Source organism: Kyrpidia tusciae DSM 2912 (assembly GCF_000092905.1).
Lineage (GTDB): Bacteria > Bacillota > Bacilli > Kyrpidiales > Kyrpidiaceae > Kyrpidia > Kyrpidia tusciae.
Genome location: NC_014098.1, coordinates 2157532 through 2181051, shown reverse-complemented (window position 1 = coordinate 2181051; position 23520 = coordinate 2157532). Strand labels below are relative to the sequence as shown.

Sequence of the window (23520 nt, the reverse complement as noted above, 5' to 3'; positions counted from 1 at the left end):
ATATGTGGGATGTCGAATCGTTTTTATCCCGACGGCGCCGAGGATTCCGCTTTGAGGAAGAGCGGCGGGTGGTGGAGGAGATCATCGCCGCCGTCCGGGAAGGCGGCGATGAGGCCGTGCGCAGTTATACCAAAACTTTTGACCGCATGGAACTCGGGGATCTGCGGATGCCCGAGGCGTGGTTTGAGGCGGCGGAAGCGAAGGTGACCGACGAATTTCGGGCGGTGATCCGGGAAGCGATCGGCAACATCCGGCGGTTTCACGAACATCAGCGGCGCAGTTCCTGGTTCATGTCCGAAGAGGATGGGCGTTTTCTCGGTCAGGTGGTGCGGCCGATTCGCCGGGTGGGGGTTTATGTGCCCGGGGGCCGGGCCGCCTATCCCTCCTCGGTGTTGATGAACGTCATCCCCGCCCAAGTGGCCGGGGTGAAAGAAGTGGCCGTGGTGACGCCGACGCCGGAGGGGCAGTGGAATCCCGGGGTGCTGGTGGCCCTCCGGGAACTGGGGGTCCGGGAAGTGTACCGGATCGGCGGGGCTCAGGCGGTGGCGGCCCTGGCCTTTGGCACGGAGACCATCCGGGCGGTGGACAAGATCGTCGGGCCCGGCAACCTCTATGTGGCCCTGGCCAAGTCGGCGGTGTTCGGACGGGTGGGCATTGACATGATGGCCGGGCCCAGCGAGATTCTGATCGTGGCTGATGAAGCTGCCGACCCCGAGTGGACGGCGGCGGACCTATTGTCCCAGGCGGAGCACGATCCGATGGCCAGCGCGGTGCTGGTCACGCCCTCGAAAACCCTGGCCCAGGGCGTGATGAAGGCGGTGGAGCGCCGGCTCGCCAAGCTTCCCCGCCGGGACATCGCCCGGCAGTCCATGGAACAGCAAGGGGGGATTCTCCTGGTGGACAGCATCGAGGAGGCGGTGGCCGTGGCCAACCTGGTGGCCCCGGAACACCTCGAGTTGATGGTGGCGGATCCCCACCGCTGGCTCGGGATGATCGAATCGGCGGGGGCGGTGTTTCTCGGACCCTGGAGTCCGGAGCCGGTGGGGGATTATTTTGCGGGGCCGAACCACGTCCTGCCCACCGGCGGGTCGGCCCGTTTCGCCTCCCCCTTGTCGGTGGACGATTTTGTCACGCGGATGAGCGTCATTCAGTACAGCGAGGCGGCCCTGCGGACCCAGGCGGCGAGGATCGCCCTCTTCGCCCGGGCGGAGGGGTTGGAGGCCCACGCCCAAGCTGTGGAAGCTCGCATGGAGCGGGGAGGGAGGGGCCGGGATGGCGCGGCGCGGTGAGATCCATCGGACCACGGGGGAGACGGACATCCGGCTGACGCTGGATTTGGACGGCGAGGGCCGGCGGAATCTTGAGCTGCCGGTGCCCTTTTTGAAACATATGTTGGATCTTTTTGCGAAACATGGACGGTTCGATTTGACAGTCCAGGCCACCGGGGACACGGAAGTGGACGATCATCATACGGTGGAAGATATCGGGATTTGCCTGGGGGAGGCCTTCGCCCGGGCGGTGGGAGATAAGCGGGGGATTCGGCGGTACGGCACCCGCTATGCCCCCATGGACGAGACGCTGGCCAGGGCGGTGGCGGATGTCAGCGGCCGGGGAATGTTGGTGTTCCGGGCGGATTTTCCAGCCGAACGAGTGGGGAAGTTTCCCACAGAACTGGTGGAGGAATTTTTCAGGGCCTTCGCTCACCACGCCGGGGTGACGCTGCATCTGGAGGTTTTGTACGGGCGCAATGCCCACCATATGGTGGAAGGTCTGTTCAAGGCCTTTGCCGGCGCCTTGCGGGAAGCGGTGCTCCTGGACGGGTCGATGGAGGTCCCGTCGACGAAAGGGGTGTTATAAAGGTGATCGCCGTTATCGATTATGGCATGGGGAATTTGCACAGTGTGGCCAAAGGGTTTGCCAAAGTCGGGGTTGAGGCCCGGGTCACCTCGGATCCCCGGGCGGTGGTCGAGGCGGACGGTGTGGTGCTGCCCGGCGTCGGCGCCTTTGGCGATGCGATGTTTAATCTTCGGCACCTCGGGATGTTGGACGCGATTCGGCGGGTGGTGAAAGAGGGACGCCCGCTGCTCGGCATTTGTCTGGGGATGCAGCTCTTGTTTTCGGAAAGCGAGGAGCACGGCCGTCACGTGGGGCTGCATCTGATTCCGGGAAAAGTGCGGCGCTTTCAGGGGGATTTTAAAATTCCCCACATGGGCTGGAACGATTTGACGATTCGCCGGCCGGACCACCCTCTGGTGGACGGGGTGAAAAATGGCGACTTTGTGTATTTTGTCCATTCGTATTATGCGGATCCCCAGGATCCCGGAGTGGTGGTGGCAGATACTGACTACCACGTGCGGGTTCCGGCCATTGTGGCCAAGGATCACGTGATGGGGATGCAGTTTCACCCGGAGAAGAGCAGCGATATCGGGCTGCGGATGTTGAGGAACTTCGCAGATCTGTGCGGCGAAAGGGTGGGGCAGGCGTGACGGGGTCGGCGGAATTCCAGTTGTATCCGGCCATCGACCTCTCGGATGGCCGGGCGGTGCGGCTGCGCCAAGGGGACTACGGGCAAATGACTGTGTACGGCGACGACCCGGTGGCGGTGGCCCGGCGGTGGCGGGACGAGGGGGCCGGGTGGCTGCACGTCGTGGATCTGGACGGTGCGAAGGAGGGCCATCCGGTGCACCTTCCGCTGATCGGGCGGATGGTGGAGGCCGCGGGCCTGCCTGTCCAGGTCGGAGGCGGCATCCGGGACGGCGAGAGTCTGCGGGCCTTATTCTCCCTTGGGGTGGCCCGGTGTGTGCTCGGCACCGCGGCGCTGGAGAATCCGGTCTGGATGAAAGAGGTGCTGGCCGAATACGGGGAGCGCATTGTGGTGGGGCTGGATGCCCGGGACGGGAAGGTGGCGGTGAGGGGCTGGCTGCAGAACACCGGGGTGGCGGCGGTGGAGTTGGGCCGGCGCCTGAAAGAATGGGGGGCGCGAAGAGCGCTGTTCACCGACATCCGCCGGGACGGGGCAATGGCGGGGCCGGGCGGCAGGGAGGCGGCGGAGTTGGCGGAAGAGACGGGACTGCTCGTGATTGCCTCGGGAGGCGTGCGGCACCTCGGGGACATTCAACGGCTCTACGCTCTGCGGCACCGCGGGGTGGCGGGAGCGGTGGCGGGCCGGGCTTTGTATACGGGGGATCTCTCTCTGAAAGAGGCCACGGCCTGGCTTCGGTCCGGTCCGACGGACCACGGACTGGAGGACGAGTGGGACGAGCCCTCCCCAGCCGAGGATGGCAGTGAAGGTGTTCGGTACGGCGGAGAGGGGGGACGGGTATGCTGACCCGGCGCATTGTTCCTTGTTTTGATGTCAAGAACGGTCGGGTGGTCAAGAACGTCAGCTTTTTGACGAACGAGCGGGACGCCGGAGATCCGGTGGAGTTGGCCCGGTATTACGATGAATCCGGGGCGGACGAACTGGTGCTGCTGGACATTTCCGCTTCGGTGGAAGGGCGCGCCACGATGGTGGATGTGGTGGCCCGGACGGCGGCCGAGGTGTTTATTCCCCTCACCGTGGGTGGAGGGATCACATCCGTGGACGACATTCGGGTGCTGCTCAAGGCCGGGGCGGACAAGGTGTCGATCAATACCGGGGCTGTGAAACACCCGCAGCTGGTGTTGGAAGCGGCCAAGCGCTACGGGCAGCAGTGCATCGTCGTGGCCATCGATGGAAAATACGACGGGCAAAAGGGGGATTGGGAGGTTCTGATCAACGGGGGGCGGACCCGAACCGGTCTTTCTGCCGTTGAGTGGGCGAAAAAAATGGAAAATCTCGGGGCGGGGGAGATTTTGTTGACCAGTTTTGATCAGGACGGACGGAAGGACGGGTATGACCTGACCTTTACCCGGGTGATCAGCGAATCGGTGAACATCCCCGTTATTGCATCGGGAGGAGCGGGGAAAAAGGAGCATTTTTATGAGGTGTTCACCAAGGGGAAAGCGGACGCCGCCCTGGCCGCGTCGATTTTTCATTTTAAGGAGACGACAATTCAAGAAGTCAAGCGCTACCTGAGGCAGAAGGGGGTGCCGGTGCGTTGATCGATCCCGAGGCGCTGTCCTTCGATGAAAAAGGGCTGATCCCGGCGGTGGTCCAGGATGCCCGGACCGGGGAGGTCCTGACGGTGGCGTATATGAATCGGGAGGCCCTGGAGCGCACCTTGGCGGAGAAGGAGACTTGGTTTTGGAGTCGCTCCCGGGCCGTCCTGTGGCACAAAGGGGAAACTTCGGGCAACACCCAGCGGGTGGTGGAGGTGCGGGTGGACTGCGACGGGGATGCCCTGTTGGTGCGGGTGGAACCCGCCGGCCCCGCCTGTCATACCGGGGAGCGGACCTGTTTTTACCGAAGCCTCGGGGAGCCGGACGAGGAGGAGGGGGCGGACAGGCCGCCGCAGACTGTCTTGGCTGAACTCTGGGAGACCATCGACGAGCGGTACCGCACCCGTCCGGAAGGGTCGTATACAACCTATTTGTTCGAGCAAGGGTTGGACAAGATTCTCAAAAAGATCGGCGAAGAGGCCACCGAGACCATCGTGGCGGCCAAGGGAAAGACCGGGGAGCCGGATTTGGCGGAGGTGCGGTACGAGTCGGCGGATCTGTTGTATCACCTGATGGTGCTGTGGCGCCAGGTCGGGCTGCAGCCCGAAGACGTCTGGCAAGAACTCCGGAGTCGCCACTTGGTCAAGGATGTGAGCCCCCGGAAAGGGCCGGGATTCAAGCGGCGGGGGTAGGCGGTCTGCTCGGTTTGGGTACGGGCCGTTTATGCAGACCCGGGTTTCTTTTCCTCCGGCGCCGGGCCCCCTGTCGGGGGCTCCTTGCCGTTGATGTTTGCGATGCGTTCCAAGGCATGGTCCCTGCCTTTGAGGATGTGTTCCCGCATAGCCGTCTCGGCGCGAAGGGGATCGCGCTCTGCGACGGCTTTCGTGATCACCCGATGGCTGTCCACGGAGGCCAGAATCTGTTCCACAGAGTATTGATCAAACGATCGATAGACCAAAGGCACAACGATGATCCGGTTCAGCAGGTTGGGCAGGTGGGGGTTGCCGGAAGCCCGCCAAACGGTCCCGTGAAAGTGTTGGTTGATATCGGTGAAAGTTCGAATGTGCTCCCGGCTTTTTCCCTGTACGCTGATAACCCGGTACAGTTCTTCGAACCGGTGAGTCAACGCGCGCAATGTCTCCACGTCGTCGCTCGTTCGATACAGGGCGGCCTGGGCGGCCGCGTATCCTTCCAGGAGAACCCGCAGGTCGAAGTAGTGGCGGATGTCGGCTGTGGAATAGGCGGTCACCGCCGCACCCCGGTTGGGGATGAGGCGGACTAGACCCTCGGTCTCCAGCCGCCTCAACGCTTCCCGCACCGGCGTGCGGCTGACCCCCAGCCGCTCCGCCAACTGCTCCTCCCGAAGCCGCTCCCCGGGCGCGAGAGTTCCCTCAAGAATCCACCCGCGAATCGTTTCGTAAGCGTCGGCCATGTGCCCTCCTCCTCATCCCGGCATGGTTCCCATCGATGGTTAAGCTTCCGCCAGTTCTTCCCTTTCAATGTCCTCAAGGCTTTTGCTCTTGGTCTCCCGCCCGAGCACGAGGATCGCCCCCGCCATGATGAGGTACATCGCGAAAGAAGTCCAAAAAACTGCGCTCTGGCCGCCGGTTTTGAACAGGTACGCGATCAAATAGGGCGACACAATGGTGGCGGCGCGTCCGAATGCGTTGGCAAAGGAAGACCCGGCCATCCGGATAGATGTCGGAAACATCTCGGGAATATACCCGGCGAGGACAATGGCGATCAACAGGTTGGCTCCGGTGACAAAGAGGAACCCGAACGTCATGATGGCCGCCGGAGACGATGAAAAGCCGTACAACAACGCCACCACTCCGAGAACGACCGAGAGCACCACCAACGTGTAGCGCCTGCCGAACCGGTCACTGAGCCAAGCGGCCAGGGCGTTTCCCGGAATCGCCCCCAACATGATCACGAAGGAGAAGGCAAACGTCTTCACCTGGGACATTCCCTGCTGAATGAAAAATGTCGGAACCCACGCGGTGAAGGTGTACCACGTCGCCATGGTGAAAATGGAAACAAGGATGGATAAAACCGTAATTCTTCTGACACCCGGTGCCCAGAGGGAGACCTTGGTTCGGACGACGGGGGCGGTGATCGCCGCGGCCGGTTGCATCACCGGGGACAATCCCGGAACATGTCGCTCAAACTCGGCCAGCACCCGTTCCGCCTCATCCAGGCGGCCTTTCGATTCCAACCACCGGGGCGATTCCGGAAGGTATTTTACCTGAAGCGCCCACACAATCAACGGCGGGATCCCGGCAATCCAGAACATCGAACGCCAACCCCAGGCGGGGATGGCCAGAAGCGCGGCCAAGGCCGCCGCCGGCTGCGAAAGATTGATGAGGAACGACAGCATGCTCGTCCAGAATCCCCGGGTCTTCTTGGGCGCAAACTCCACCCATAATCCGTACCCGGTGACGATGACCGCGCCCAGGCCCAATCCGGCGATAAAACGCAAGAAGATCAGCCACTGAAATGTCGGTGCCAGGGCACATAACACCGTGGCCAGTCCGTAAACGAGAAGGGAGTAATGCACAGTGAACTTCCGGCCGACGCGATCCCCGACAAGTGCAGCGATCAGCGTGCCGAGGAGCAATCCAAAAAACGTGGAAGAGATGAACGCTGCATTGCCGGAAATCGATGAAAAATGGGTGGCCACCATGGCGGCGAGCACCGATCCGGCGATGTAGATGTCAAAACCGTCGAAAAATCCCCCGCCCGCCAACAGCGACAGTACGGACCGGTGACGGCGGGTAAAGGGCAGGCGGTCCAAACGCGGGCCGGCCAATACGGTCTGGGGGTTGCTCATAATCTCCTCTTCCTTTCGGCAAGGTCGTGGGGCGCGGCATCAAATAATGCCTTCGGATTTCAGCGTATCCACCGCGGACGGGGACAGGCCGAGCAGACCTTCGTAAATGTCCCGGTTGTGCTCCCCGAGTGCGGGTGGTCCGGGATGTCTGACCTTCCCCGGGGTGCGGCTCAGTTTCGGCACCACACCGGGCATCGGAAAGCGACCGAAGACCGGATGATCCACTTCGAGGATCATGTCCCGGGCACGGTAGTGAGGGTCATGAAACATATCCCGGGCGTTGTAGATCCGACCGGCGGGAACGCCAGATTGCGCCAGCATCTCCAGGAGTTCCTCGCAAGTCCGGGTTTTTGTCCATGACTCGATCAGGTCGTCCAGTTCCTCTTGGTGCTCTCCCCGGGCGATATGGGTGGCAAACCGCTCGTCTTCCGCCAATTCCGGGCGTCCCATGGCGGCGCACAACCGCCGGAAAACCGTGTCCGCATTGGCCCCGATGGCGATCCAGGAACCGTCCGCCGTGGCATAGATGTTCGACGGCGCGACACCGGGAAGGATATTTCCGGACCGCTCCCGGATGTGCCCGAGCAGGCCGTACTCTGGGATGATCGATTCCATCACTCCGAACACAGCTTCATATAAGGCGGTGTCCACGACCTGCCCCCGTCCGGATCGGCTGCGTTCGTGCAGGGCCACCAAACATCCGATGGCGGCATACAATCCGGCCAGGGAATCTCCGATGCTGATGCCCGTCCGAACCGGAGGGCGGTCCGGGTGGCCTGTCACATAGCGGATCCCTCCCATGGCTTCGCCGATCGACCCAAAACCGGCCCGGTCTTTGTAGGGGCCGGTTTGCCCGAACCCGGATGTGCGCACCAAGATGAGGCCCGGATTGACGGCGGACATGGCTTCGTATCCCAGGTTCCACTTTTCCAGAGTGCCGGGCCGAAAATTCTCCACCACCACATCCACGTGCGGCAGCAGTTGACGGAACAAGTCCTGTCCCTTGGGTTCCCGGAGATTGAGGGTGATGCACTTTTTGTTGCGGGCCTGAATCGGCCAGAAAAGGCCGTGCCCCTCCAGGCGCTCTCCCCACATGCGCAGGGGATCCGGACGGTCCGGAGGTTCGACTTTGATGACTTCAGCGCCGAAATCGCCGAGGATTCGGCCGGTGAAAGGACCGGCGATGAGAGACCCCAATTCCACCACGCGGATATCCGCGAGGGGGAGGGGATGTGCCGCATTGCCCATCGTTGACACCTCCAAAAAACCATTTTGCATACAATCGTGATGAAAAAAGGGTGATTTAGTTGTAGATAGGCCCATTATACTCTATAATTGTATGCAATACAATCCTTTCTGAAATGAAAAGAGGTGGCGGCCATGATTCAGGTGTGCGAGGTGGGGCCCCGCGATGGGCTGCAAACAGAAAAGCGGAGGTTGTCCGTGGATGAACGGGTGGAGATGATCAACCGCCTGGTCGGGTCCGGGCTGCGATATGTGGAGTGTGTGTCTTTTGTTCGGGATGATCTGGTTCCGCAGATGGCGGGGGCGGAGCAGGTGATGGCCCGGGTGACCCGGGTTCCGGGGGTGCGGTATGCCGGCTTGGTCCTCAGTGCGGGGGGAATGGAGCGGGCGCTGACCTGCGAAGCCCTGACCGATGTTCACGTGGTGGTGGCCGCGTCGGACACCTTTAACCGGAAAAACGCGGGGCGACCCACCCAAGAGGGGCTGGAGCGCCTGTTGCCGCTGATCGAACGGGCCCGGGTGGCCGGCAAGCGAGTGACCGGCCTGGTGGCCACGGCATTCGGGTGTCCCTATGAAGGGGAAGTGGCGGCCCGGCGGGTTTTGGACATCGCGGCGGCGTATTTTGACGCCGGGGTGGAGGGGGTTACATTGGCGGACACCACCGGGATGGCCCATCCTCTCCAGGTGCGCGCGATGGTTCGTCTGTTTTCCGACCGGCTCGGGAGAACGCCCGGGTTGCACACCCACAACACCCGGGGGATGGCGCTGGCGAACGTCTTCGCCGGTCTGGAGGAAGGGGTACGCCATTTTGACAGCTCGGTGGGCGGACTGGGAGGATGTCCGTTTGCGCCGATGGCCGTTGGAAACGCGTGTACGGAGGACCTCGTTCACATGCTCCACAGCATGGGCTTTCGCACCGGGGTGGACCTGGGCGCGCTGATTGAGACCGCCGAATGGGTGCAGGATCGGGTCGGCCGAACGCTGGACGGACTGGTGATGAAAGCCGGGCCGCTGCCGATCGCTTTGGCCTGACTTCTAGTTGCCTTCCCGGGCGAATATGCATGGGGAAAAGGGCGGTCGGAGATGAGGACGGCCGCCCGTCGATCCGAAGGGGGATCCTTGTGCTCGGGGTGGCCGTTTTGGGGTATGGAACCATGGGGCGGGTTCACGTGGAGGCGCTTCGCCGGATCCAAGGCGTGCGGTTGGTGGGCATCTACACCCGCCGACCGGTGCCAGGAGTCTGGCCCGCGCCCCGATACGATGAGATGAAGCCTTTGGTGACGCGCAAAGATGTCCACGTGGTGGACATTTGTCTTCCGACCCACCTGCACCTGGAGGCGGTTTTGCTCGCGGCGGAGTGCGGCAAACACATCTTTTTGGAAAAGCCCTTGGTCCGTCGCCCGGAAGAGGCTCCGGCGATCCGCGATGCCATCAAGCGGGCGGGGGTTCAGTTGATGGTCGGCCACGTGTTGAGATTTTTTCCAGAGTATCAACAGTTGCACCGAATAGCCCTGGCCCGGGGCGCGAAAGGGGTGGCCGGGGCCGCCCGGCGGTCTTCGATGCCGGTGGGGGAAGACGACTGGTACGGGGACGTGGGGAAGAGCGGGGGCGTGGTGCTGGACTTATCCATCCACGATTTTGATTTCTGCCGCTGGACCCTGGGGCCGGTGAGGGAGGTGTTTTGCCGGACGGCGGCAGGGGGACGGTACGCCCTCACGACTTTGGTGCACGATAATGGAAGTCTCTCTCACATCGAAGGAAGCTGGCTGGATGCCCCGGGTCTCACGATGGAATTTGAGCTGGCGGGAAAGGGGTACCTGCTCCAGTACAGCAGTTCGGCGGTGGTGCCCCTGCGGGTGTGGACCCGGGGGGATGACGGGGCGGGGGCCGGGGCTTTTCGGCTGCCCCTCGGGAAGACCCCGTATCAGCGGGAGCTCGAAGCTTTTTTCGACAGCCTGCGCCGGAACGAAGCCCCTCCGGTGACCTGGGAAGCGGCGTTGGAATCGGTGGCCGTGGCTTGGGCGGCCCTCCGTTCCGCGGAAAGCCGGCGGCCGGTATCCCCGAAAGAGGTGGTCTCATGAATCCCGTGCGGATGGCCGTTTTGTCCGGGGCCCATGTTCATGCGGACACTTACGTCTCCACCCTTCGGCAGCTTCCCGGGGCGGAGTTGGTGGGGATCTGGGATCACGTCCTTCACCGCGGCCGGGATCTGGCGGAACGTCACGGGGTGCTCTTTGAGGCGGATCTCGATCGCCTGCTGGAGCGGTGCGATGGCGTGGTGGTGGCGGCGGAGAACAGCCGCCATTACCCCGTGGTGTTGGCCGCCCTGCGAGCGGGGAAACACGTCCTGTGCGAGAAGCCCTTGGCCGGGGCGGCGAGCCGGGCCCGGGATCTGGCGGCCCGGGCCCAGCGGCTGGGGCGGGTCTTGGCGGTGGCCTTCGCCGTTCGCTTTAGCCCGGCGGCCCTTCGCTTGAAAACGCTGATGCACAATGGAGCCCTCGGTACCCTCGTCGCTGCGGTGGGGGCCAATTGTGGAAAAATGCCCGGGGGTTGGTTCGCCCAGAAGGGGTATGGAGGCGGGGCGATTTGGGACCACGCCGTCCACCTGATCGATTTGTTGCGCTGGATGACCGGGGATGAGGTCCAGTCTGTGTTCGCCCGGTCCGCCACCCTTTTCCATCCGGACATTGAAGTGGAGGACGCCGCTCATTTGCAGTTGAGATTTTCAAGGGGATGGATCGCCGGGCTCGATCCCAGCTGGTCGAGGCCGGCGTCATATCCCACCTGGGGCGGGCTTCAGCTTCGCCTCGTTGGGGAAAAGGGCACGGCGGAGATGGACGTGTTTTCCGAGTTTGTCAAGGAATATGGGGAACAGGGGGTGCACCGGCGGATCTACGGAGATGACCCCTATATATGTATGGTTGAGGCCTTTGTCGAGGCGGTGCGGGCCGGCCGCATGCCACCGGAGAGCCTCTTGGCCCCGGCGGAGGACGCGTGGGCGGTGGAGCGGGTGGTGGAAGCGGCGTATCGGTCTGCCCGGATCGGGCGGGAGGTGAGTTTGTGATTTAGACAGATGTTGCCCACCGCCCGCTTCGGAAAATCGGCACCGTCTCCCCGGACCGGGTTTCGGCGTCGATGTCCATTCGGTCGGATCCCACCATAAAATCGACGTGCACCAAGCTCTGGTTGAGCCCCGCTGCCCGCCAGGCGGCCCGATCGAGATCGCGTCCGCCCTCGATGAGGGGGTAGGCGTTCCCGATGGCCAGATGGCACGAGGCGTTTTCGTCAAACAGCGTGTTGTAAAAGAGTCGCCCCCGCTGGGAGATGGGCGAATCCACCGGGACCAAGGAAATCTCCCCGAGATATCGACTGCCCTCATCTGTCTCCACGATGTGGCGAAGGGCCTCTTCCCCCCGGGTGGCCGTGGTTTCCACGATCTTTCCCTTTTCAAAGCGGAGCCGGATGCCCTCAATCAAGGAGCCGTTGTGGTTGAGGGGCATGGTGCTGGAAACGGTGCCCTCAACGCCCTCCCGGAGCGGAACGGTGTACACCTCCTCGGTGGGGATGTTCGCCACGAAGGCCACCCTTTGGGGCGTCTGGTTCGACGCTGCCGCCCAGTAGTGGGTTTCTGGCAACCCCACGGTGAGGTCTGTCCCGGGTGCCCGGTAATGCAGGCGACGGATCCGCAGGTCTGTCAACCACTTCGCCCGCTTCTTCAAATTCTCCAAATGCTCCCGCCACGCCCCCACGGGATCCGGCCCGTCCGCCCGGGAGCAGATCAGGATGTCGTTCCACAGGGCGTCGAGACGCTGTTCCGGCGGCAGTTCCGGAAAGACCTTGTCGGCCCAGGCCTGGGTCGGTGCGGACATGAGGGACCAGGCGTACTCGTCGTTTGTCCGCTTATCGTTAAAGGGCCGGAAAATCTCCGCCTGGGCGTTGAGGAAGGCCGTCACTTGCTTCGGATCGATCCCGGCAAACAGGTCCGGGTCCGTGGCGGGCAGGGCCAAATATACGGCCCCCTCGTCGGCCAGGCGCTGCACCCATTCCACCTGGTGGCGGGCCCGGGATTTAAAGGTTTCCAGATCCCCCCGCAAAATGGTCTCCCGCACCCACCATTCGTCCCCCCAATCCACGTGGACGAACTTCGCTCCCGCCTCGTACCCCACTTCCGTCAACATCCGGGCGAATTCCACGTGTTCCGGCAGCACCTGGCGAATTCCGTAGCCGATCACCAGATGCTGTCCCGGCTGCAGGTTCACCCCGACTTTGACCGCTAACTCCGCGTATTTACGCAACTGATCGCGCAGTGCATTTCCCGTCAACATGGGCTCGGCCTCCTCGCTGAAACAGTTTCCGACTTTTCCATTATAACCCGATCTTACCCCCAATCGGAGGACACAGGCGGACATTGGCGTGGGAGCACATAATGCGAACCTCCGGTGGTGACGGTGATGGCATTGGCTCGAGGAGAGTGAGATGGGCGCAAATGGGCACCTTTTTTGTTGCAATCGCGTCGAGCGTGTTCTGTTATACTACACTTGAGTGGAAAATGAATGACGGGTAAAGGAGGACAAGCGTTGATTACGCCACTGACGCCACTGGATTGGAAACGCCGCGCCGTGAAACTCTATCCGGACAAAATCGCAGTGATTGACGAGGACAAACGATTCACGTACCGGCAGTTTGATGACCGGGTGAACCGCCTCTCGAATGCTCTCCGCAAACTTGGGGTGGCGGCGGGCACAAAAGTTGCTGTGATGGTGCCCAACACCCATCCCATGCTCGAATGCTTTTACGGGATTTGTCAAATGGGAGCGGTGATTGTACCTCTCAACATCCGCCTCAATCCCGATGAGCTCGGGTACGTCATCGACCACAGCGATTCCGAAGTGGTCATTGTCGATGCGGAATGGGGCGACCGGATTCACGACATTCGCTCCCGGCTGCCGCAGGTCCGCCACTATATCCAGATCGATTCCGGCTTGTCTTCTCCGCTGGAAGCCATGGATTACGAAACCCTTTTGGCGGAGTCCTCCCCGGCGCCGATCCATGTGGAAATCGATGAGAACCAGATGATCAGCATTAACTACACCAGCGGCACCACATCGAAACCCAAAGGGGTGATCATGACCCATCGGGGGAATTATCTGAATGCCGCCGATTTTCTCCTTCATCTTCGCGTGTCTCACGATGATGTGTATCTCCACACTTTGCCCATGTTCCACGCCAACGGCTGGGGTGGGGTCTGGGCGATCACGGCCGTAGGGGCGACCCACGTCTGCCTGCGGAAGGTGGATCCGGAGAAGATCCTGAATCTCTACGAGAAAGAGGGGATCACCCTGGCCTGTGGGGCTCCCACGGTGCTCAATATGTTGGTCCAAGCCCCGAACCTGGAACAGGTGCGCATCGCCACCCGGCCCCGGATGGGGACGGCCGGCTCGCCACCCCCCGCTGCCATCATCGACCGGGTGCAAAAATACCTCCACATGGAAGTCATCCACGTTTACGGGCTGACGGAGACTTCCCCGTTTATCAGCTACTGCGAGTGGCGCAAGGAATTCGACAACTTGTTGCCGGAGGAGCAGGCGATTGTCAAGGCTCGCCAAGGGGTTGAGATGGTTTTCAGCGGGGAAACGAAGGTGGTTCGGGAAGACGGTTCTGACGTGGAATGGAACGGTCGGGAGATCGGTGAGATCGTGGCTCGGGGTAACGTGGTCATGGAAGGGTATTACAAACAACCCGAGGAGACGGCTCGGGCGATCCGGGACGGCTGGTTCCACAGCGGCGATCTCGCCGTGGTGCACCCGAACGGATTTATCGAGATCGTCGACCGGCTCAAAGATGTGATTATTTCCGGCGGTGAAAACATTTCTTCGGTGGAAGTGGAAGGGGTGCTTTATCAACACCCGGCGGTGGCCGATGTCGGGGTCGTGGCCCGGCCCGACGAGCGGTGGGGGGAGGTGCCGGTGGCGCTGGTGGTGGTAAAACCGGGCCATCAAGTCACCGCGGAAGAACTGAACGAATTCTGCCGGGCGCGCCTCGCCCACTTTAAGTGCCCGAAAGACTACGAGTTCGTGGACGAGCTTCCCCGCACGGCCACGGGAAAACTGCAGAAATTCAAGCTTCGGGAGCGGTACTGGTCCGGCCGGGACAAGCGCGTGCAATGATTTCGCACGTCCAGAACCGACCTTTGTCGAGTCCCGTGGGGAGTCCTTTGGGCTCCTCTGTCCGCCCCGGGAGCTGACCCGCGCCCGGGCGGCCCTCCCCGCTTCTCCATACAATGGTCACAGCGGGGAGGGATTGACGTTGAATCGGTACCAGGAAGTGCTGGCGAAAGTCGGGGTGGGGAGCGCCCATCCCGGCGGGTTTGCCCTGACGAAAAAATGGATCGGTCAATTGTCCCTCGGCCCGGGTACCCGGGTCCTGGACGCGGGTTGCGGGACGGGGCGCACGGCCTGTTACCTGGCAAAACGGTTTGGCTGCCGGGTGACAGGTCTTGACCTTCAGCCACTGATGATTCGAAAGGCCCGGCGTCGGGCCCGCCTGGAAGGCGTTGCGGCGGAGTTCGTCCCGGGGGATGTGCTCGCCCCTCCCTTCGACGAGGCGTCTTTTGATTGGGTGATCGCCGAATCGGTGACGGTGTTCGTGCCCCGGGAAAAGGCTGTGGAGCAGTACCGAAGGCTTTTGGTGCCCGGGGGCGGAGTCTTGGACGTGGAAATGGCGGCCAGACACGCCCTGCCCGCCGAGACCGCCCGGGCAATCGAGGATCTGTACGGCGTGAAGGATTTACCACTCTATGGGGACTGGGAGGGGTTGTACCGTCGGGCTGGATTCTCGGACGTGCGACTCGTCGAGGCCAGGAGAATCGACCTGAATCGGGCTTTGAAGGACGAATGGGACGACCCGGATCGATGGGATCTGGGATCCACCGCCCTGGACGACGCCGAAGTCCGGGAGGTGCTCAGGGCCAACACCGAGCTGATGGCGCGACACGCCAAGCACTTGGGCTATGTGGTGGTGACCGGACGAAAACCGGCGAATTGACAGACTGGCGAAGGGGTTTCAACGGACTTCGATGACCGGGAAGGGCTGTGGCCCTTCAGAAAAAAAGCCGCAGCCCGTAAAAGGCCAGGGGCAGCCACCAAAACCGGTTCCGGCCGGCGAGAAAACCCAGAAACCCCCGGGACGAGCCGGACCCGGCGGAAGACTCGGCCGGAGGGGAAGCCGGCGCTCCGCCGGGATGTTGGCCGAACCAGGGTCCCGCCGGCTGCACGGCTCTTTGCAGGGGCGTAAAGGGCGGTCCCGGGGCCCACCCGTCTGCAGCCGGGGGATCGGGTGCAGACGGCCGTCCCCGGCCTCTAAACTCAGGAAGGAATCGGAACAGCCCTAAAAATGCAGGTTCGATCCGCCCGCCGGGAGCCCGATTTAAAGGAATAATCGGCGGCGCGTGATCCTCAGGGGACATGAGCCACATTCCTTCGGGATGAACGGCGTACACGATGCCCCGGTATGTGCCCTGGGGCGTGGCGACGGTGATGCGCTGTCCTGGGCGAACGGACGGCCTCCGGGTCTGTTGCGGGTTCGGGGTCATGGCTTTCCTCCTCACGCGCCGAAGGTGAATGGTCGACGCTCTGCCATATTCCTATGCCACTCCCCGACAGGGGGGTGTGGACGGACACCACATTTTTTTGTAAAACCCACTAAAAGGGTCTGGCACTTCCTCGGGGGAATGCGGTAAACTTAAAGCCAACGCGGGGTGGTTGCCGTCGCCGAGCCGGGTGGATGCCGGACTGCGCCGGATCCGCGCCGCGCTAACCCTCAACATCGTGTGCCAAAGGAGGAGTGGGTGCCCGTGATGCTTTTTTGCGTCGTGTGTGGGCGCCATTTTATCGGAAAGCGGGAGGACAATACCCACAACAACGAAATCATTTGTCCATTTTGCGTGGAAAAGACCGAGGCAGAGGTGCACGGGGAATCCGGGCGCCAGAAATCCTGGCTGTTTCAAAACGGTGAGGAGCGGGCCAGGTCGGCCCAAGCCCCGCGTGGTCGGCGGTGACAAGGGTCATGTCCTTGCCCTCTTTGGCGTACACATCGGATAGAACTCCGAAGTGGACAGAGAGGGTGGCGGCATGCGGAGGGTTTCGGGTTGGACGTTCGCGGCGGAGCGGCTAAAGATGGCGGTGGTCGTGCTTGGCGTTGTCGTGGTGGGAATGGTATCCTTGGAAGTGAGCGGTGGACCCGGGCGGATTCCCGCCGGGGGACCGGGACCCGAGGTGGATGTGAGGGTACGGGGCCTGCCCGACGGGGTGGAGGTGGGCATCACGCCCCACGGGTTTGCCTGGACGGGTGATCGTGCCTCCGCGGCCCCGCAAACCGGAGGCGCGCAAGTGTTCCTCGATGGCCGTTTAGTGGCCGAGCTCTACAGCCCCAAGGTGGTGTTGCCAAGCGTGGAACCGGGTGTCCACCGGGTGCGCGTGGTCTTGGTGGATTGGGATCACCGGCCGGTGGGTACCCCCCGGGAGGCCACCGTCAGCGTACCGTAGTTTGCCGTCCGGGGCGGCGGACCAGGGGGTTGAGGCATGCATCCGTATTGGTTTCACATTGGCCCATTTCCTGTCAGAGCTTACAGCACTTTGTTCGTGCTGGCGTTTTTGCTCGGGTTCGGTGTGACTTTGTATTTGGCAAAAGTGGAACGCAAGGAGCGGTATGTGGAACACCTGTGGAATCTCGCTCCGTGGCTGTTTCTGGCCGGGGTCGTGGGGGCGAGGTTTTGGCAGGTGTTCTTTTTTGATTGGCCGTTTTACCGAGCGCATCCCTGGGAGATCCCCGCAGTTTGGCACGGGGGCCTATCGATTCAAGGCGGGGTTGTCGGAGCCCTGGTGATGGGGCTGTGGTACGTTCGGCGGCATCAACTCAACACTTGGGAATTGATGGATCTCGCAGCCCCGGGGTTGGTGCTTGGGCAGAGCATTGGCCGGGCGGCCAATGTGATGAACGGCGACGCCTTTGGCGGGCCCACGGGCGGGGATTTCGGGATTCTGTATCCCCAAGGATCACTGGCCCGCCAGGTATACGGGGACCAACCCCTGTGGCCGGCTGAGATCTGGGAAGGCCAGGCAGACGTCGTGATTTTTGCCCTGCTCCTGATCCTGAAACAGTGGAGATTGCCCAAGGGGTGGGTGTTTTTCATTTATGTGATCCTGTACAATGGAGCGCGGTTCTTCTTAGAAATGCTTCGGGGGGACAGCCCGCGGTTTCTTTTCGGCTGGACGGCTGCCCAGTGGACCAGCGTGGCGGTGGTTGTGCTGGCAGCGGGATTTATGGTCTACTTGGCCTGGCGGTCAGACCGTGAGGCGGTGTGAAAAAATCCCTCTATCGTACGATGGGGATCATTGGTACACTGGAGGCAGAGGTTTTCCCAAAGGCGCGGTTGAGGAGGTGTTGGGGATGGCGAAGCAAGGGGGTACCAGCGGCAAACCCCAAGGTCACAAGGTGGCGCTCGTGCGCATGGATGCGACGTTCTTTTTTGAACGGGCCGTGCGCTCGCTGGATCGACACGATCTTCCCCGGGCCTTGAAATACTTCCGGAAAGTCGTGGAATACGAGCCGGGGAACCCGGTCAACCACTGCAATTTGGCGGGGGTACTGTCCGAGCTCGGGGACTATCAGGCTTCGAATGAAGTGTTGGAGCGGGTTCTTCTCGAATTGGATCCGAAAATGTACGAGTGTTATTTCTACATGGCCAATAATTTTGCCAACCTCGGGTTGTACGACCTCGCCCAGGAATATGCCTCGCGTTACCTGGAAGTGGATCCCGAAGGGGAATTCGCGGAGGAAGCCGAAGAGATGCTGGATATCCTGGTGACCGAGTTCGGGACCCGCATGGTGCGCAGGCGTCGAGACGGTCGGATTCGGTTGCGGGGCGACGAGGACGTGGCGCGGCGTTTTTTGGAAGATGGAAGGTTTCTCGATGCGGCGGCTTACCTTGAAGCGAAGATTCAAGAGTCGTCTGACGCCACTGTGGACCGGAACAACCTGTCCTTAGCGTATTATTACCTCGGAGATGTCGAAAAAGCCATTGACACGGCCATAGGGGTCCTGGAGCTTCAGCCTGGCAACCTCCACGCCGTGTGCAATTTGGCGATTTTTTACCGCTCTGCTGGAAAGGAAGAACAAACCCAAGCCCTCCTCGATCAATTGCGGAGACTCAGGCCGATACAGCCCGAACTGGCGTATAAGCTGGGGACCACCATGGGCATTCTTCAAGAACACCGCACGGCTTATGATATTTTTAACCATCTGGTGAGGTTCTTACCTCGCCCGGAGGCGCCGGTGGTTCACGCCTTGGCGGCGGCGGCCGGGAACTTGGGGCGGTTGCGAAAGGCGGCCCGCCTGTGGGAAGAGGTGCAGGCCTTGGATCCTTCTTCCGGGATCGGGCGCTATTATGAAGAGGTCGTTCGGGAGGCGATCAACCGCGGCCTCGAGGCGCTCCCTGTCAGCTATCAATATGTTCTCCCGTACGCGGATACCACTCGTTTAAGCGGTCCCGGCTCTGAAGACCCGGGGGCGAAGTTGGGGCGGGAACTTTGGCCGCCGGAGTCGGTGGTCCGTTCCTCTCTCATGTGGGTGCTCCGCCACGGGGATCCCGTCACGAAAAGGCAGGTCATTCCGTTGGTGGTGAGTTTTGGCGGGGAAGATGTGGAGCGGGCGCTGCGTTTTTTGCTTCTGGATGACGATGAGTATCTGCCGGTGAAACAGGCCGCGCTGAAAGGGATGTTTGAGCTTCAGCCCGAGGAGATTGTGGAGATCGGCCTCCCGTCCAGGATTCTCCCGGTGAATTTTCGCCCGGAGTCCGCGAGGTCCCTGGCCGGGCGCCCGGAGTGGCAGCGGATTGTACAACTGGCGGTTCAGGAACTCCAGGGCAGAGGGGAGACGACCCTGGCCAAAGTGGCGATGGAGATTTGGTCGGAGTTCACCCAATTGATTCATCTGCAGGCCCCCCGGGTGCGAAAGCCGGAGCTGTGGGCCGGAGCTTTGGAGTGTGCGGCCCGTCATCGGTGTCATTTGCCCTTCTCCCGGAAAGAGGTGGCCGAGCGTTACAAGGTCTCCCAGCAGGGACTGGGGGATCGGCTGTGGTTGATCATCGAGACCTGTATGTTGACCGATTAAGTTCTGTGGGCTTGGCCTGGGTGTCCGGTGGTTGGGGCATCGGCATGAACGTGGGCGGGATTCTAAACAGATCTCCACATATTCTTTAGAAGATCATCACCCATCCTCGGCCCGATCGGTTTAAGATATAGATGTATCACATCTGACCCCCTTTGATCTGATACAGTTGCGAAGGTGTCTCGGGACGCCTTCTTTTTTTTTTTGTGAGACAATGAAGGGGAGTTTGGTATTAAGAATAGTTCATTGTGTCTTCTTTTTGCGCCGTGATATGCTTATGGGTGAAGAGGTGGGGGGATGGCGGCATGGAGGAGGAACAGGTGGAGAGAGATTTGCAGTTGGTCATCATCACGGGATTGTCCGGGGCCGGCAAGACCGTGGCGGTACAAAGTCTCGAAGACCTGGGGTATTTTTGCGTGGATAATCTGCCTCCGGCGCTGATCCCGAAGTTTGCGGAGTTGATGCGCCAATCGGAAGGGAAGGTGTCCCGGTTGGCGCTGGTGTGCGACATCCGCGGCGGCTCCTGGTTCTCTCATCTGCTGATGGCGCTGAAAGACCTGGGGGAACGATACGGAGTGCAGTACCGGATCCTGTTTCTCGAAGCCCGGGACGAGGTGCTCGTGCGGCGGTACAAGGCGACCCGGCGACGGCATCCCTTGGCCCAGGGCAACCGGATTCTGGAGGGGATTGAAAAAGAACGCACGCTCTTGGAGGAGATCCGGGACCGGGCCGACTGGATCATCGATACCAGCCTTCTCAAGCCGGCGGAGCTCAAAGAGAAGATTGCGGCGCATTTTAGCGGGTCGGACATCAATCGGCTGACTTTACATTTGGTGTCCTTCGGTTTCAAGTACGGGGTACCCATCGATGCGGATCTCGTATTCGATGTTCGATTCCTTCCCAATCCGTATTATTTGGACGCCCTTCGCCCTTTGACGGGTCTGGATCTCGACGTGTACGAGTATGTGATGAAGTGGCCTGCGGCCAAGACCTTTTCCGACAAACTCACAGATATGCTGGACTTTCTGCTTCCCCAATACGTGAAAGAAGGGCGCAGCCAATTGGTGGTGGCGGTGGGGTGCACCGGCGGGCAACACCGGTCCGTGGCGATGGTGGAATTGTTGCGCCGACATTATCAAGCCCGGGAGAAGGTCCACGTGTACCACCGGGATATTCACCGGGATCTGGCGAAAGGCGCCGATGTGGATGGGTAAGACGTGGTGGGCCTGGGGCTGGGGAGTTGCGGCCTTCGGGCTGGGGTTTGTTCTGGCGGCGGGGCGGGAACTGGGACATGCGGGGGTCGAGCGGGCGGTGTTCGGGTGGTCGGCCCTGGTATTCGGCGTTCTGGTGCTGATTCTGGGTGCGTGGTGGGAAAAGCGCCGGAACTGGCGGGAGCGGTTGGCTCCCCTGCACCGGCCCCGGGTGGTGGTGATCGGCGGCGGAACGGGTCAATCGGTGCTCCTCCGGGGGCTCAAGATGCACGAGGTGGATTTGACCGCCGTGGTGACGGTGGCCGACGACGGAGGGAGTTCCGGGAGGCTGCGCTCGGCTTTTGGGATGCCTCCCCCGGGAGATATACGCAATTGTCTCGTGGCGCTGGCCGACACGGAGCCGCTCATGGAACAGTTGTGGCAGCACCGCTTTCAGGGTGATGACGACGGCCTGGCCGGGCACAGCTTCGGCAATTTGTTTATCGCGGCGATGGCGGACGTGACCGGGGATTTTGAGACGGCGGTCCGGGAGGCCAGCCGGGTACTCGCGGTGCGGGGCCGGGTGTTGCCGGCAGCCCGGCGGGCGGTGGTCCTTAAGGCGAGGTTGGAGGATGGTCGGGAGATCACCGGAGAGTCTCGGATTCCCGCCGCCGGTGGGCGAATCGTGCGGGTGGCCATCGCCCCTGGGGATGCCGAGGCGCCCCAAGAGGTGGTGGAGGCGATTGAGAAAGCCGATGTGGTGGTGCTGGGCCCGGGGAGCCTGTATACCAGCATTATTCCGAATTTGCTCGTCCCGGAGGTCGCCCGGGCGATTCGCCGCAGCCGGGCCTGGAAAGTCTATGTGTGCAATGTGATGACCCAGCCGGGGGAGACGGACGGGTTCACAGCCTCCGATCACGTGAAGGCGATATACGACCACATTGGATTTCCCTTTTTTGACTTTGCGGTGGTGCATACGGTCCCCATTCCGGAGGAGGCCTTGCGCCGGTATCGGAAAGAGGGAGCGGACCCGGTGGCGGCGGACGTCTCGGCCTTGGAGCGCATGGGTGTCCGGGTGATCACCGGGGATTTTCTCCGCCTGGACCGGTATGCGTGGCACGACGCCGAAAAAGTGAGCCGACGCATCGTGCAGTTGGCCAGGCGTGCCCGGAGGTCGTGGTGGCGGCGCCGTTAAAGGGGGGATCGGCCGTGTCTTTTGCGGCGGAGACGAAAAAAGAACTGACCGGGGTGGTGGACAAACCGTGTTGTAAGCGGGCGGAGCTGTCCGCGCTGTTGCGGCTGAACGGCAGCCTTCACACGGTAGAGAATCGAGAGGTCCTGGACATTGCCACGGAAAATGCGGCCATCGCCCGGCGGATCTACCTGTTGCTGAAAGATGTCTTTCAGGTGCACGCAGAGGTCTTGGTTCGCAAGAAAATGCGGCTGCGAAAAAATAATGTGTATCTGGTTCGAATCTCCCGACAGGCAGAAGAAGTGCTCGAGCCTTTGGAGATCTCCCGGCGAGGGGAGAGCCTGGAAGGAGGAGTGCCGAAGCGGCTTCTGGGTCGGGACTGTTGCCGCCGAGCGTATATGCGGGGAGCATTTTTGGCGGCGGGTTCGGTGAACAACCCCGAGGGCGCCTCGTATCATTTGGAGATCGCCCTCGGGGATGCGGAGTTGAGTAAGGGGTTTCTCCGGCTGCTGGGGACTTATGATTTGGATGCCCGGGCGATCCAACGCAAACGGGGTGAGATCGTCTATCTCAAAGAAGGGGAAAAGATCGTCGAGTTTCTGAACCTCGTCGGGGCCCACCAAGCCCTGCTCCGTTTCGAGGACGTTCGCATTTTGAAAGACATGCGCAATCAAGTGAATCGACTGGTTAACTGTGAAACGGCGAATTTAAATAAGACGGTTCAGGCGGCGGTGCGGCAGATCGAGAACATCCGCTTCCTGGAGCGCACCATCGGCTTGGAGAACCTCCCGCCGAAACTCCGGGAGGTCGCCGAACTGCGCCTGCGCCACCCAGACATCAATCTGAAAGAGCTGGGGGCGTTGTTGGGTGGCGGGGTGACGAAATCCGGGGTGAATCATCGGCTGCGCAAACTGGACGAGTGGGCCAGGCGGGTGAGAGAGTCCGGGGGTTAGGCGCTTCCTCATGGAAGGCTCGGGGGTGGGGTCGGGGAGGCGGGTTTTCCGTCGATTTCCAAAATCGCCGCCGTGACGAAGGTCCGGGTGAGGTGAAGGGCCCGGCTTTTTTTCAGAAGGTCGGCGACACTGCGCAGCCCTCCGCCGGAGTCGGGGTCGGCGAGTTCTACGTAGTGGACCCGAGCGATGGGGCCATAGGCCGGATGACCCGGTGCCCATTCGAAGACCCACCGCTGTCCGGGGATGTAGATGAGGCGGTTCTGTTTGCGGTCGACGCCCCGAATGCCCAGGTAGATCCGGTTGACGGCGAGGGGAGCGAGGCCTCCGTCCAAAACTGCGACTTCGTTGCTGTCGTGCCAGGCCGGCACGGTGGGCCACAGCGTCCGGGTGGATGGGGGGACCACCGGAGTGTGCACGACGTGTCCGGGGGTGTGAATGCGCCTGGCCCGGTTCAGAACGTCGGAGACGCTGCGGACGGCATCGGGCTGAATGCCGGAGTGGAGTTCAAAATAATGCACAAAGCGAAGGGCACTGTAGCCCGGCCGCCCCGGCAGGGCATCGAGGATGGGCCGCTGGCCCTCGACGAGTTGGGGACGTCCTTCTGAACTCCAGCTTCGCACCGCGATATAAATTCCCGCCGGTGCCAGAGCGGTCGGCCCACCGGCGAGGAAGCGCACGGGCTTGCCGTTCCACCAACCTTCGCTGAGATCCCGGTCGTGTTCTTGAATCATGACGGATGCCTCCTTCCGCCCGGGTCACCTAGGCCAGTGTATGCAGGAGGGCGGACCGGGTGTGCGCCGACGGACATATGGGGGGCCGGGTTGCCACAAGGCGGGGGACGCCGGGACGTGTGAGAAAGCGCGG

24 protein-coding genes are annotated in these 23520 nt (G+C 61.9%); 18 read left to right on the top strand and 6 right to left on the bottom strand.

From position 1 onward, the window contains the following. Positions 1–2: 2 nt before the first annotated feature. From hisD to hisIE, 6 genes are read left to right on the top strand one after another with little or no spacing between them, the layout of a single operon-like run. Positions 3–1289 (top strand): histidinol dehydrogenase, encoded by a 1287-nt coding sequence (gene hisD / locus BTUS_RS10930; RefSeq protein WP_052300613.1) that lies wholly within the window; start codon positions 3–5, stop codon positions 1287–1289. Then, positions 1273–1857, top strand: a complete 585-nt coding sequence (gene hisB / locus BTUS_RS10925; RefSeq protein ID WP_013076132.1) for an imidazoleglycerol-phosphate dehydratase HisB — start codon at positions 1273–1275, stop codon at positions 1855–1857. The genes hisD and hisB overlap by 17 nt, the downstream gene beginning before the upstream one ends. 2 nt (positions 1858–1859) lie before the next feature. Further along, positions 1860–2486: an imidazole glycerol phosphate synthase subunit HisH gene (hisH, locus tag BTUS_RS10920; protein ID WP_013076131.1), complete on the top strand. Its 627-nt coding sequence runs from the start codon at positions 1860–1862 to the stop codon at positions 2484–2486. Next, positions 2483–3328, top strand: coding sequence for a 1-(5-phosphoribosyl)-5-[(5-phosphoribosylamino)methylideneamino]imidazole-4-carboxamide isomerase (gene hisA / locus BTUS_RS10915; protein ID WP_013076130.1), 846 nt, complete (start codon positions 2483–2485; stop codon positions 3326–3328). The genes hisH and hisA overlap by 4 nt, the downstream gene beginning before the upstream one ends. Further along, on the top strand, positions 3322–4083 hold the full coding sequence (gene hisF / locus BTUS_RS10910; RefSeq protein ID WP_013076129.1) for an imidazole glycerol phosphate synthase subunit HisF: 762 nt from the start codon (positions 3322–3324) through the stop codon (positions 4081–4083). Before hisA ends, hisF begins: the two co-directional genes overlap by 7 nt. Further along, entirely contained in the window at positions 4080–4772 is a 693-nt protein-coding gene (gene hisIE / locus BTUS_RS10905; protein ID WP_013076128.1) for a bifunctional phosphoribosyl-AMP cyclohydrolase/phosphoribosyl-ATP diphosphatase HisIE, read from the top strand. Before hisF ends, hisIE begins: the two co-directional genes overlap by 4 nt. Before the next feature lie 29 nt (positions 4773–4801). Here hisIE and BTUS_RS10900 read toward each other — a convergent pair whose 3' ends face one another. From BTUS_RS10900 to BTUS_RS10890, 3 genes are read right to left on the bottom strand one after another with little or no spacing between them, the layout of a single operon-like run. After that, positions 4802–5512, bottom strand: a complete 711-nt coding sequence (locus BTUS_RS10900) for a GntR family transcriptional regulator (RefSeq protein WP_013076127.1) — start codon at positions 5510–5512, stop codon at positions 4802–4804. 39 nt (positions 5513–5551) lie between these two features. Next, a complete protein-coding gene (locus BTUS_RS10895) occupies positions 5552–6910 on the bottom strand; it encodes an MFS transporter (protein ID WP_013076126.1) in 1359 nt (452 codons plus the stop codon). Positions 6911–6949: 39 nt separating this feature from the next. Further along, entirely contained in the window at positions 6950–8158 is a 1209-nt protein-coding gene (locus BTUS_RS10890) for a CaiB/BaiF CoA transferase family protein (protein WP_013076125.1), read from the bottom strand. Positions 8159–8290: 132 nt separating this feature from the next. Here BTUS_RS10890 and BTUS_RS10885 point away from each other — a divergent pair, with 132 nt between their 5' ends. Genes BTUS_RS10885 through BTUS_RS10875 form a run of 3 tightly spaced genes read left to right on the top strand, consistent with a single transcriptional unit; the run spans position 8291 to position 11219 of the window. Next, a complete protein-coding gene (locus BTUS_RS10885; protein WP_013076124.1) occupies positions 8291–9187 on the top strand; it encodes a hydroxymethylglutaryl-CoA lyase in 897 nt (298 codons plus the stop codon). Between the two features lie 29 nt (positions 9188–9216). Then, a complete protein-coding gene (locus BTUS_RS10880; RefSeq protein WP_169307968.1) occupies positions 9217–10236 on the top strand; it encodes a Gfo/Idh/MocA family protein in 1020 nt (339 codons plus the stop codon). Beyond that, entirely contained in the window at positions 10233–11219 is a 987-nt protein-coding gene (locus tag BTUS_RS10875; protein ID WP_013076122.1) for a Gfo/Idh/MocA family protein, read from the top strand. The genes BTUS_RS10880 and BTUS_RS10875 overlap by 4 nt, the downstream gene beginning before the upstream one ends. A 1-nt stretch (position 11220) precedes the next feature. Here BTUS_RS10875 and BTUS_RS10870 read toward each other — a convergent pair whose 3' ends face one another. Next, positions 11221–12480, bottom strand: a complete 1260-nt coding sequence (locus BTUS_RS10870; RefSeq protein ID WP_013076121.1) for an aminopeptidase — start codon at positions 12478–12480, stop codon at positions 11221–11223. A 252-nt stretch (positions 12481–12732) separates the two neighbouring features. Between BTUS_RS10870 and BTUS_RS10865 the strand changes: the two genes are divergently transcribed. Both BTUS_RS10865 and BTUS_RS10860 read left to right on the top strand, forming a co-directional pair. Beyond that, positions 12733–14322, top strand: a complete 1590-nt coding sequence (locus BTUS_RS10865) for a long-chain-fatty-acid--CoA ligase (RefSeq protein ID WP_013076120.1) — start codon at positions 12733–12735, stop codon at positions 14320–14322. Positions 14323–14461: 139 nt separating this feature from the next. Further along, complete coding sequence (locus tag BTUS_RS10860) at positions 14462–15199, top strand: class I SAM-dependent methyltransferase (RefSeq protein WP_013076119.1); 738 nt, start codon at positions 14462–14464, stop codon at positions 15197–15199. A 55-nt stretch (positions 15200–15254) separates the two neighbouring features. On the opposite strand, the gene BTUS_RS10855 is transcribed toward BTUS_RS10860, so the two are convergent. After that, entirely contained in the window at positions 15255–15746 is a 492-nt protein-coding gene (locus BTUS_RS10855; protein WP_013076118.1) for a hypothetical protein, read from the bottom strand. A gap of 255 nt (positions 15747–16001) precedes the next feature. Here BTUS_RS10855 and BTUS_RS10850 point away from each other — a divergent pair, with 255 nt between their 5' ends. The 7 genes from BTUS_RS10850 to whiA all read left to right on the top strand — a co-directional run bounded on the left by BTUS_RS10850 (position 16002) and on the right by whiA (position 22656). Beyond that, positions 16002–16211, top strand: a complete 210-nt coding sequence (locus tag BTUS_RS10850; RefSeq protein ID WP_013076117.1) for a hypothetical protein — start codon at positions 16002–16004, stop codon at positions 16209–16211. Positions 16212–16284: 73 nt separating this feature from the next. Further along, positions 16285–16698 carry a hypothetical protein gene (locus BTUS_RS10845; RefSeq protein ID WP_013076116.1) on the top strand — a complete coding sequence of 138 codons (414 nt, stop codon included), beginning with the start codon at positions 16285–16287 and terminating at the stop codon, positions 16696–16698. Positions 16699–16734: 36 nt separating this feature from the next. Beyond that, positions 16735–17517 carry a prolipoprotein diacylglyceryl transferase gene (gene lgt / locus BTUS_RS10840; RefSeq protein WP_013076115.1) on the top strand — a complete coding sequence of 261 codons (783 nt, stop codon included), beginning with the start codon at positions 16735–16737 and terminating at the stop codon, positions 17515–17517. 85 nt (positions 17518–17602) lie between these two features. After that, the gene (locus BTUS_RS10835) at positions 17603–19324 is read left to right on the top strand and encodes a tetratricopeptide repeat protein (protein ID WP_013076114.1); all 1722 of its coding nucleotides are present in this window, start codon (positions 17603–17605) and stop codon (positions 19322–19324) included. A gap of 302 nt (positions 19325–19626) precedes the next feature. Continuing rightward, complete coding sequence (gene rapZ / locus BTUS_RS10830; RefSeq protein WP_041304162.1) at positions 19627–20535, top strand: RNase adapter RapZ; 909 nt, start codon at positions 19627–19629, stop codon at positions 20533–20535. Next, a complete protein-coding gene (locus BTUS_RS10825; protein ID WP_013076112.1) occupies positions 20522–21706 on the top strand; it encodes a gluconeogenesis factor YvcK family protein in 1185 nt (394 codons plus the stop codon). The genes rapZ and BTUS_RS10825 overlap by 14 nt, the downstream gene beginning before the upstream one ends. A 14-nt stretch (positions 21707–21720) precedes the next feature. Then, positions 21721–22656: a DNA-binding protein WhiA gene (gene whiA, locus BTUS_RS10820; RefSeq protein WP_041305761.1), complete on the top strand. Its 936-nt coding sequence runs from the start codon at positions 21721–21723 to the stop codon at positions 22654–22656. Between the two features lie 8 nt (positions 22657–22664). On the opposite strand, the gene BTUS_RS10815 is transcribed toward whiA, so the two are convergent. Then, complete coding sequence (locus BTUS_RS10815) at positions 22665–23387, bottom strand: hypothetical protein (RefSeq protein WP_013076110.1); 723 nt, start codon at positions 23385–23387, stop codon at positions 22665–22667. Between the last annotated feature and the right edge of the window lie 133 nt (positions 23388–23520).

Excerpts from the sequence above, each read along its gene's own strand:
- hisD (WP_052300613.1), top strand. The coding sequence starts at position 3 with ATGTGGGATGTCGAATCGTTTTTATCCCGACGGCGCCGAGGATTCCGC.
- hisB (WP_013076132.1), top strand. The coding sequence starts at position 1,273 with ATGGCGCGGCGCGGTGAGATCCATCGGACCACGGGGGAGACGGACATC.
- hisF (WP_013076129.1), top strand. The coding sequence starts at position 3,322 with ATGCTGACCCGGCGCATTGTTCCTTGTTTTGATGTCAAGAACGGTCGG.
- BTUS_RS10900 (WP_013076127.1), bottom strand. The coding sequence starts at position 5,512 with ATGGCCGACGCTTACGAAACGATTCGCGGGTGGATTCTTGAGGGAACT.
- BTUS_RS10895 (WP_013076126.1), bottom strand. The coding sequence starts at position 6,910 with ATGAGCAACCCCCAGACCGTATTGGCCGGCCCGCGTTTGGACCGCCTG.
- BTUS_RS10890 (WP_013076125.1), bottom strand. The coding sequence starts at position 8,158 with ATGGGCAATGCGGCACATCCCCTCCCCCTCGCGGATATCCGCGTGGTG.
- BTUS_RS10885 (WP_013076124.1), top strand. The coding sequence starts at position 8,291 with ATGATTCAGGTGTGCGAGGTGGGGCCCCGCGATGGGCTGCAAACAGAA.
- BTUS_RS10880 (WP_169307968.1), top strand. The coding sequence starts at position 9,217 with ATGGGGAAAAGGGCGGTCGGAGATGAGGACGGCCGCCCGTCGATCCGA.
- BTUS_RS10875 (WP_013076122.1), top strand. The coding sequence starts at position 10,233 with ATGAATCCCGTGCGGATGGCCGTTTTGTCCGGGGCCCATGTTCATGCG.
- BTUS_RS10870 (WP_013076121.1), bottom strand. The coding sequence starts at position 12,480 with ATGTTGACGGGAAATGCACTGCGCGATCAGTTGCGTAAATACGCGGAG.
- BTUS_RS10855 (WP_013076118.1), bottom strand. The coding sequence starts at position 15,746 with ATGACCCCGAACCCGCAACAGACCCGGAGGCCGTCCGTTCGCCCAGGA.
- BTUS_RS10845 (WP_013076116.1), top strand. The coding sequence starts at position 16,285 with ATGCGGAGGGTTTCGGGTTGGACGTTCGCGGCGGAGCGGCTAAAGATG.
- lgt (WP_013076115.1), top strand. The coding sequence starts at position 16,735 with ATGCATCCGTATTGGTTTCACATTGGCCCATTTCCTGTCAGAGCTTAC.
- BTUS_RS10835 (WP_013076114.1), top strand. The coding sequence starts at position 17,603 with ATGGCGAAGCAAGGGGGTACCAGCGGCAAACCCCAAGGTCACAAGGTG.
- rapZ (WP_041304162.1), top strand. The coding sequence starts at position 19,627 with ATGGAGGAGGAACAGGTGGAGAGAGATTTGCAGTTGGTCATCATCACG.
- BTUS_RS10825 (WP_013076112.1), top strand. The coding sequence starts at position 20,522 with ATGTGGATGGGTAAGACGTGGTGGGCCTGGGGCTGGGGAGTTGCGGCC.
- BTUS_RS10815 (WP_013076110.1), bottom strand. The coding sequence starts at position 23,387 with ATGATTCAAGAACACGACCGGGATCTCAGCGAAGGTTGGTGGAACGGC.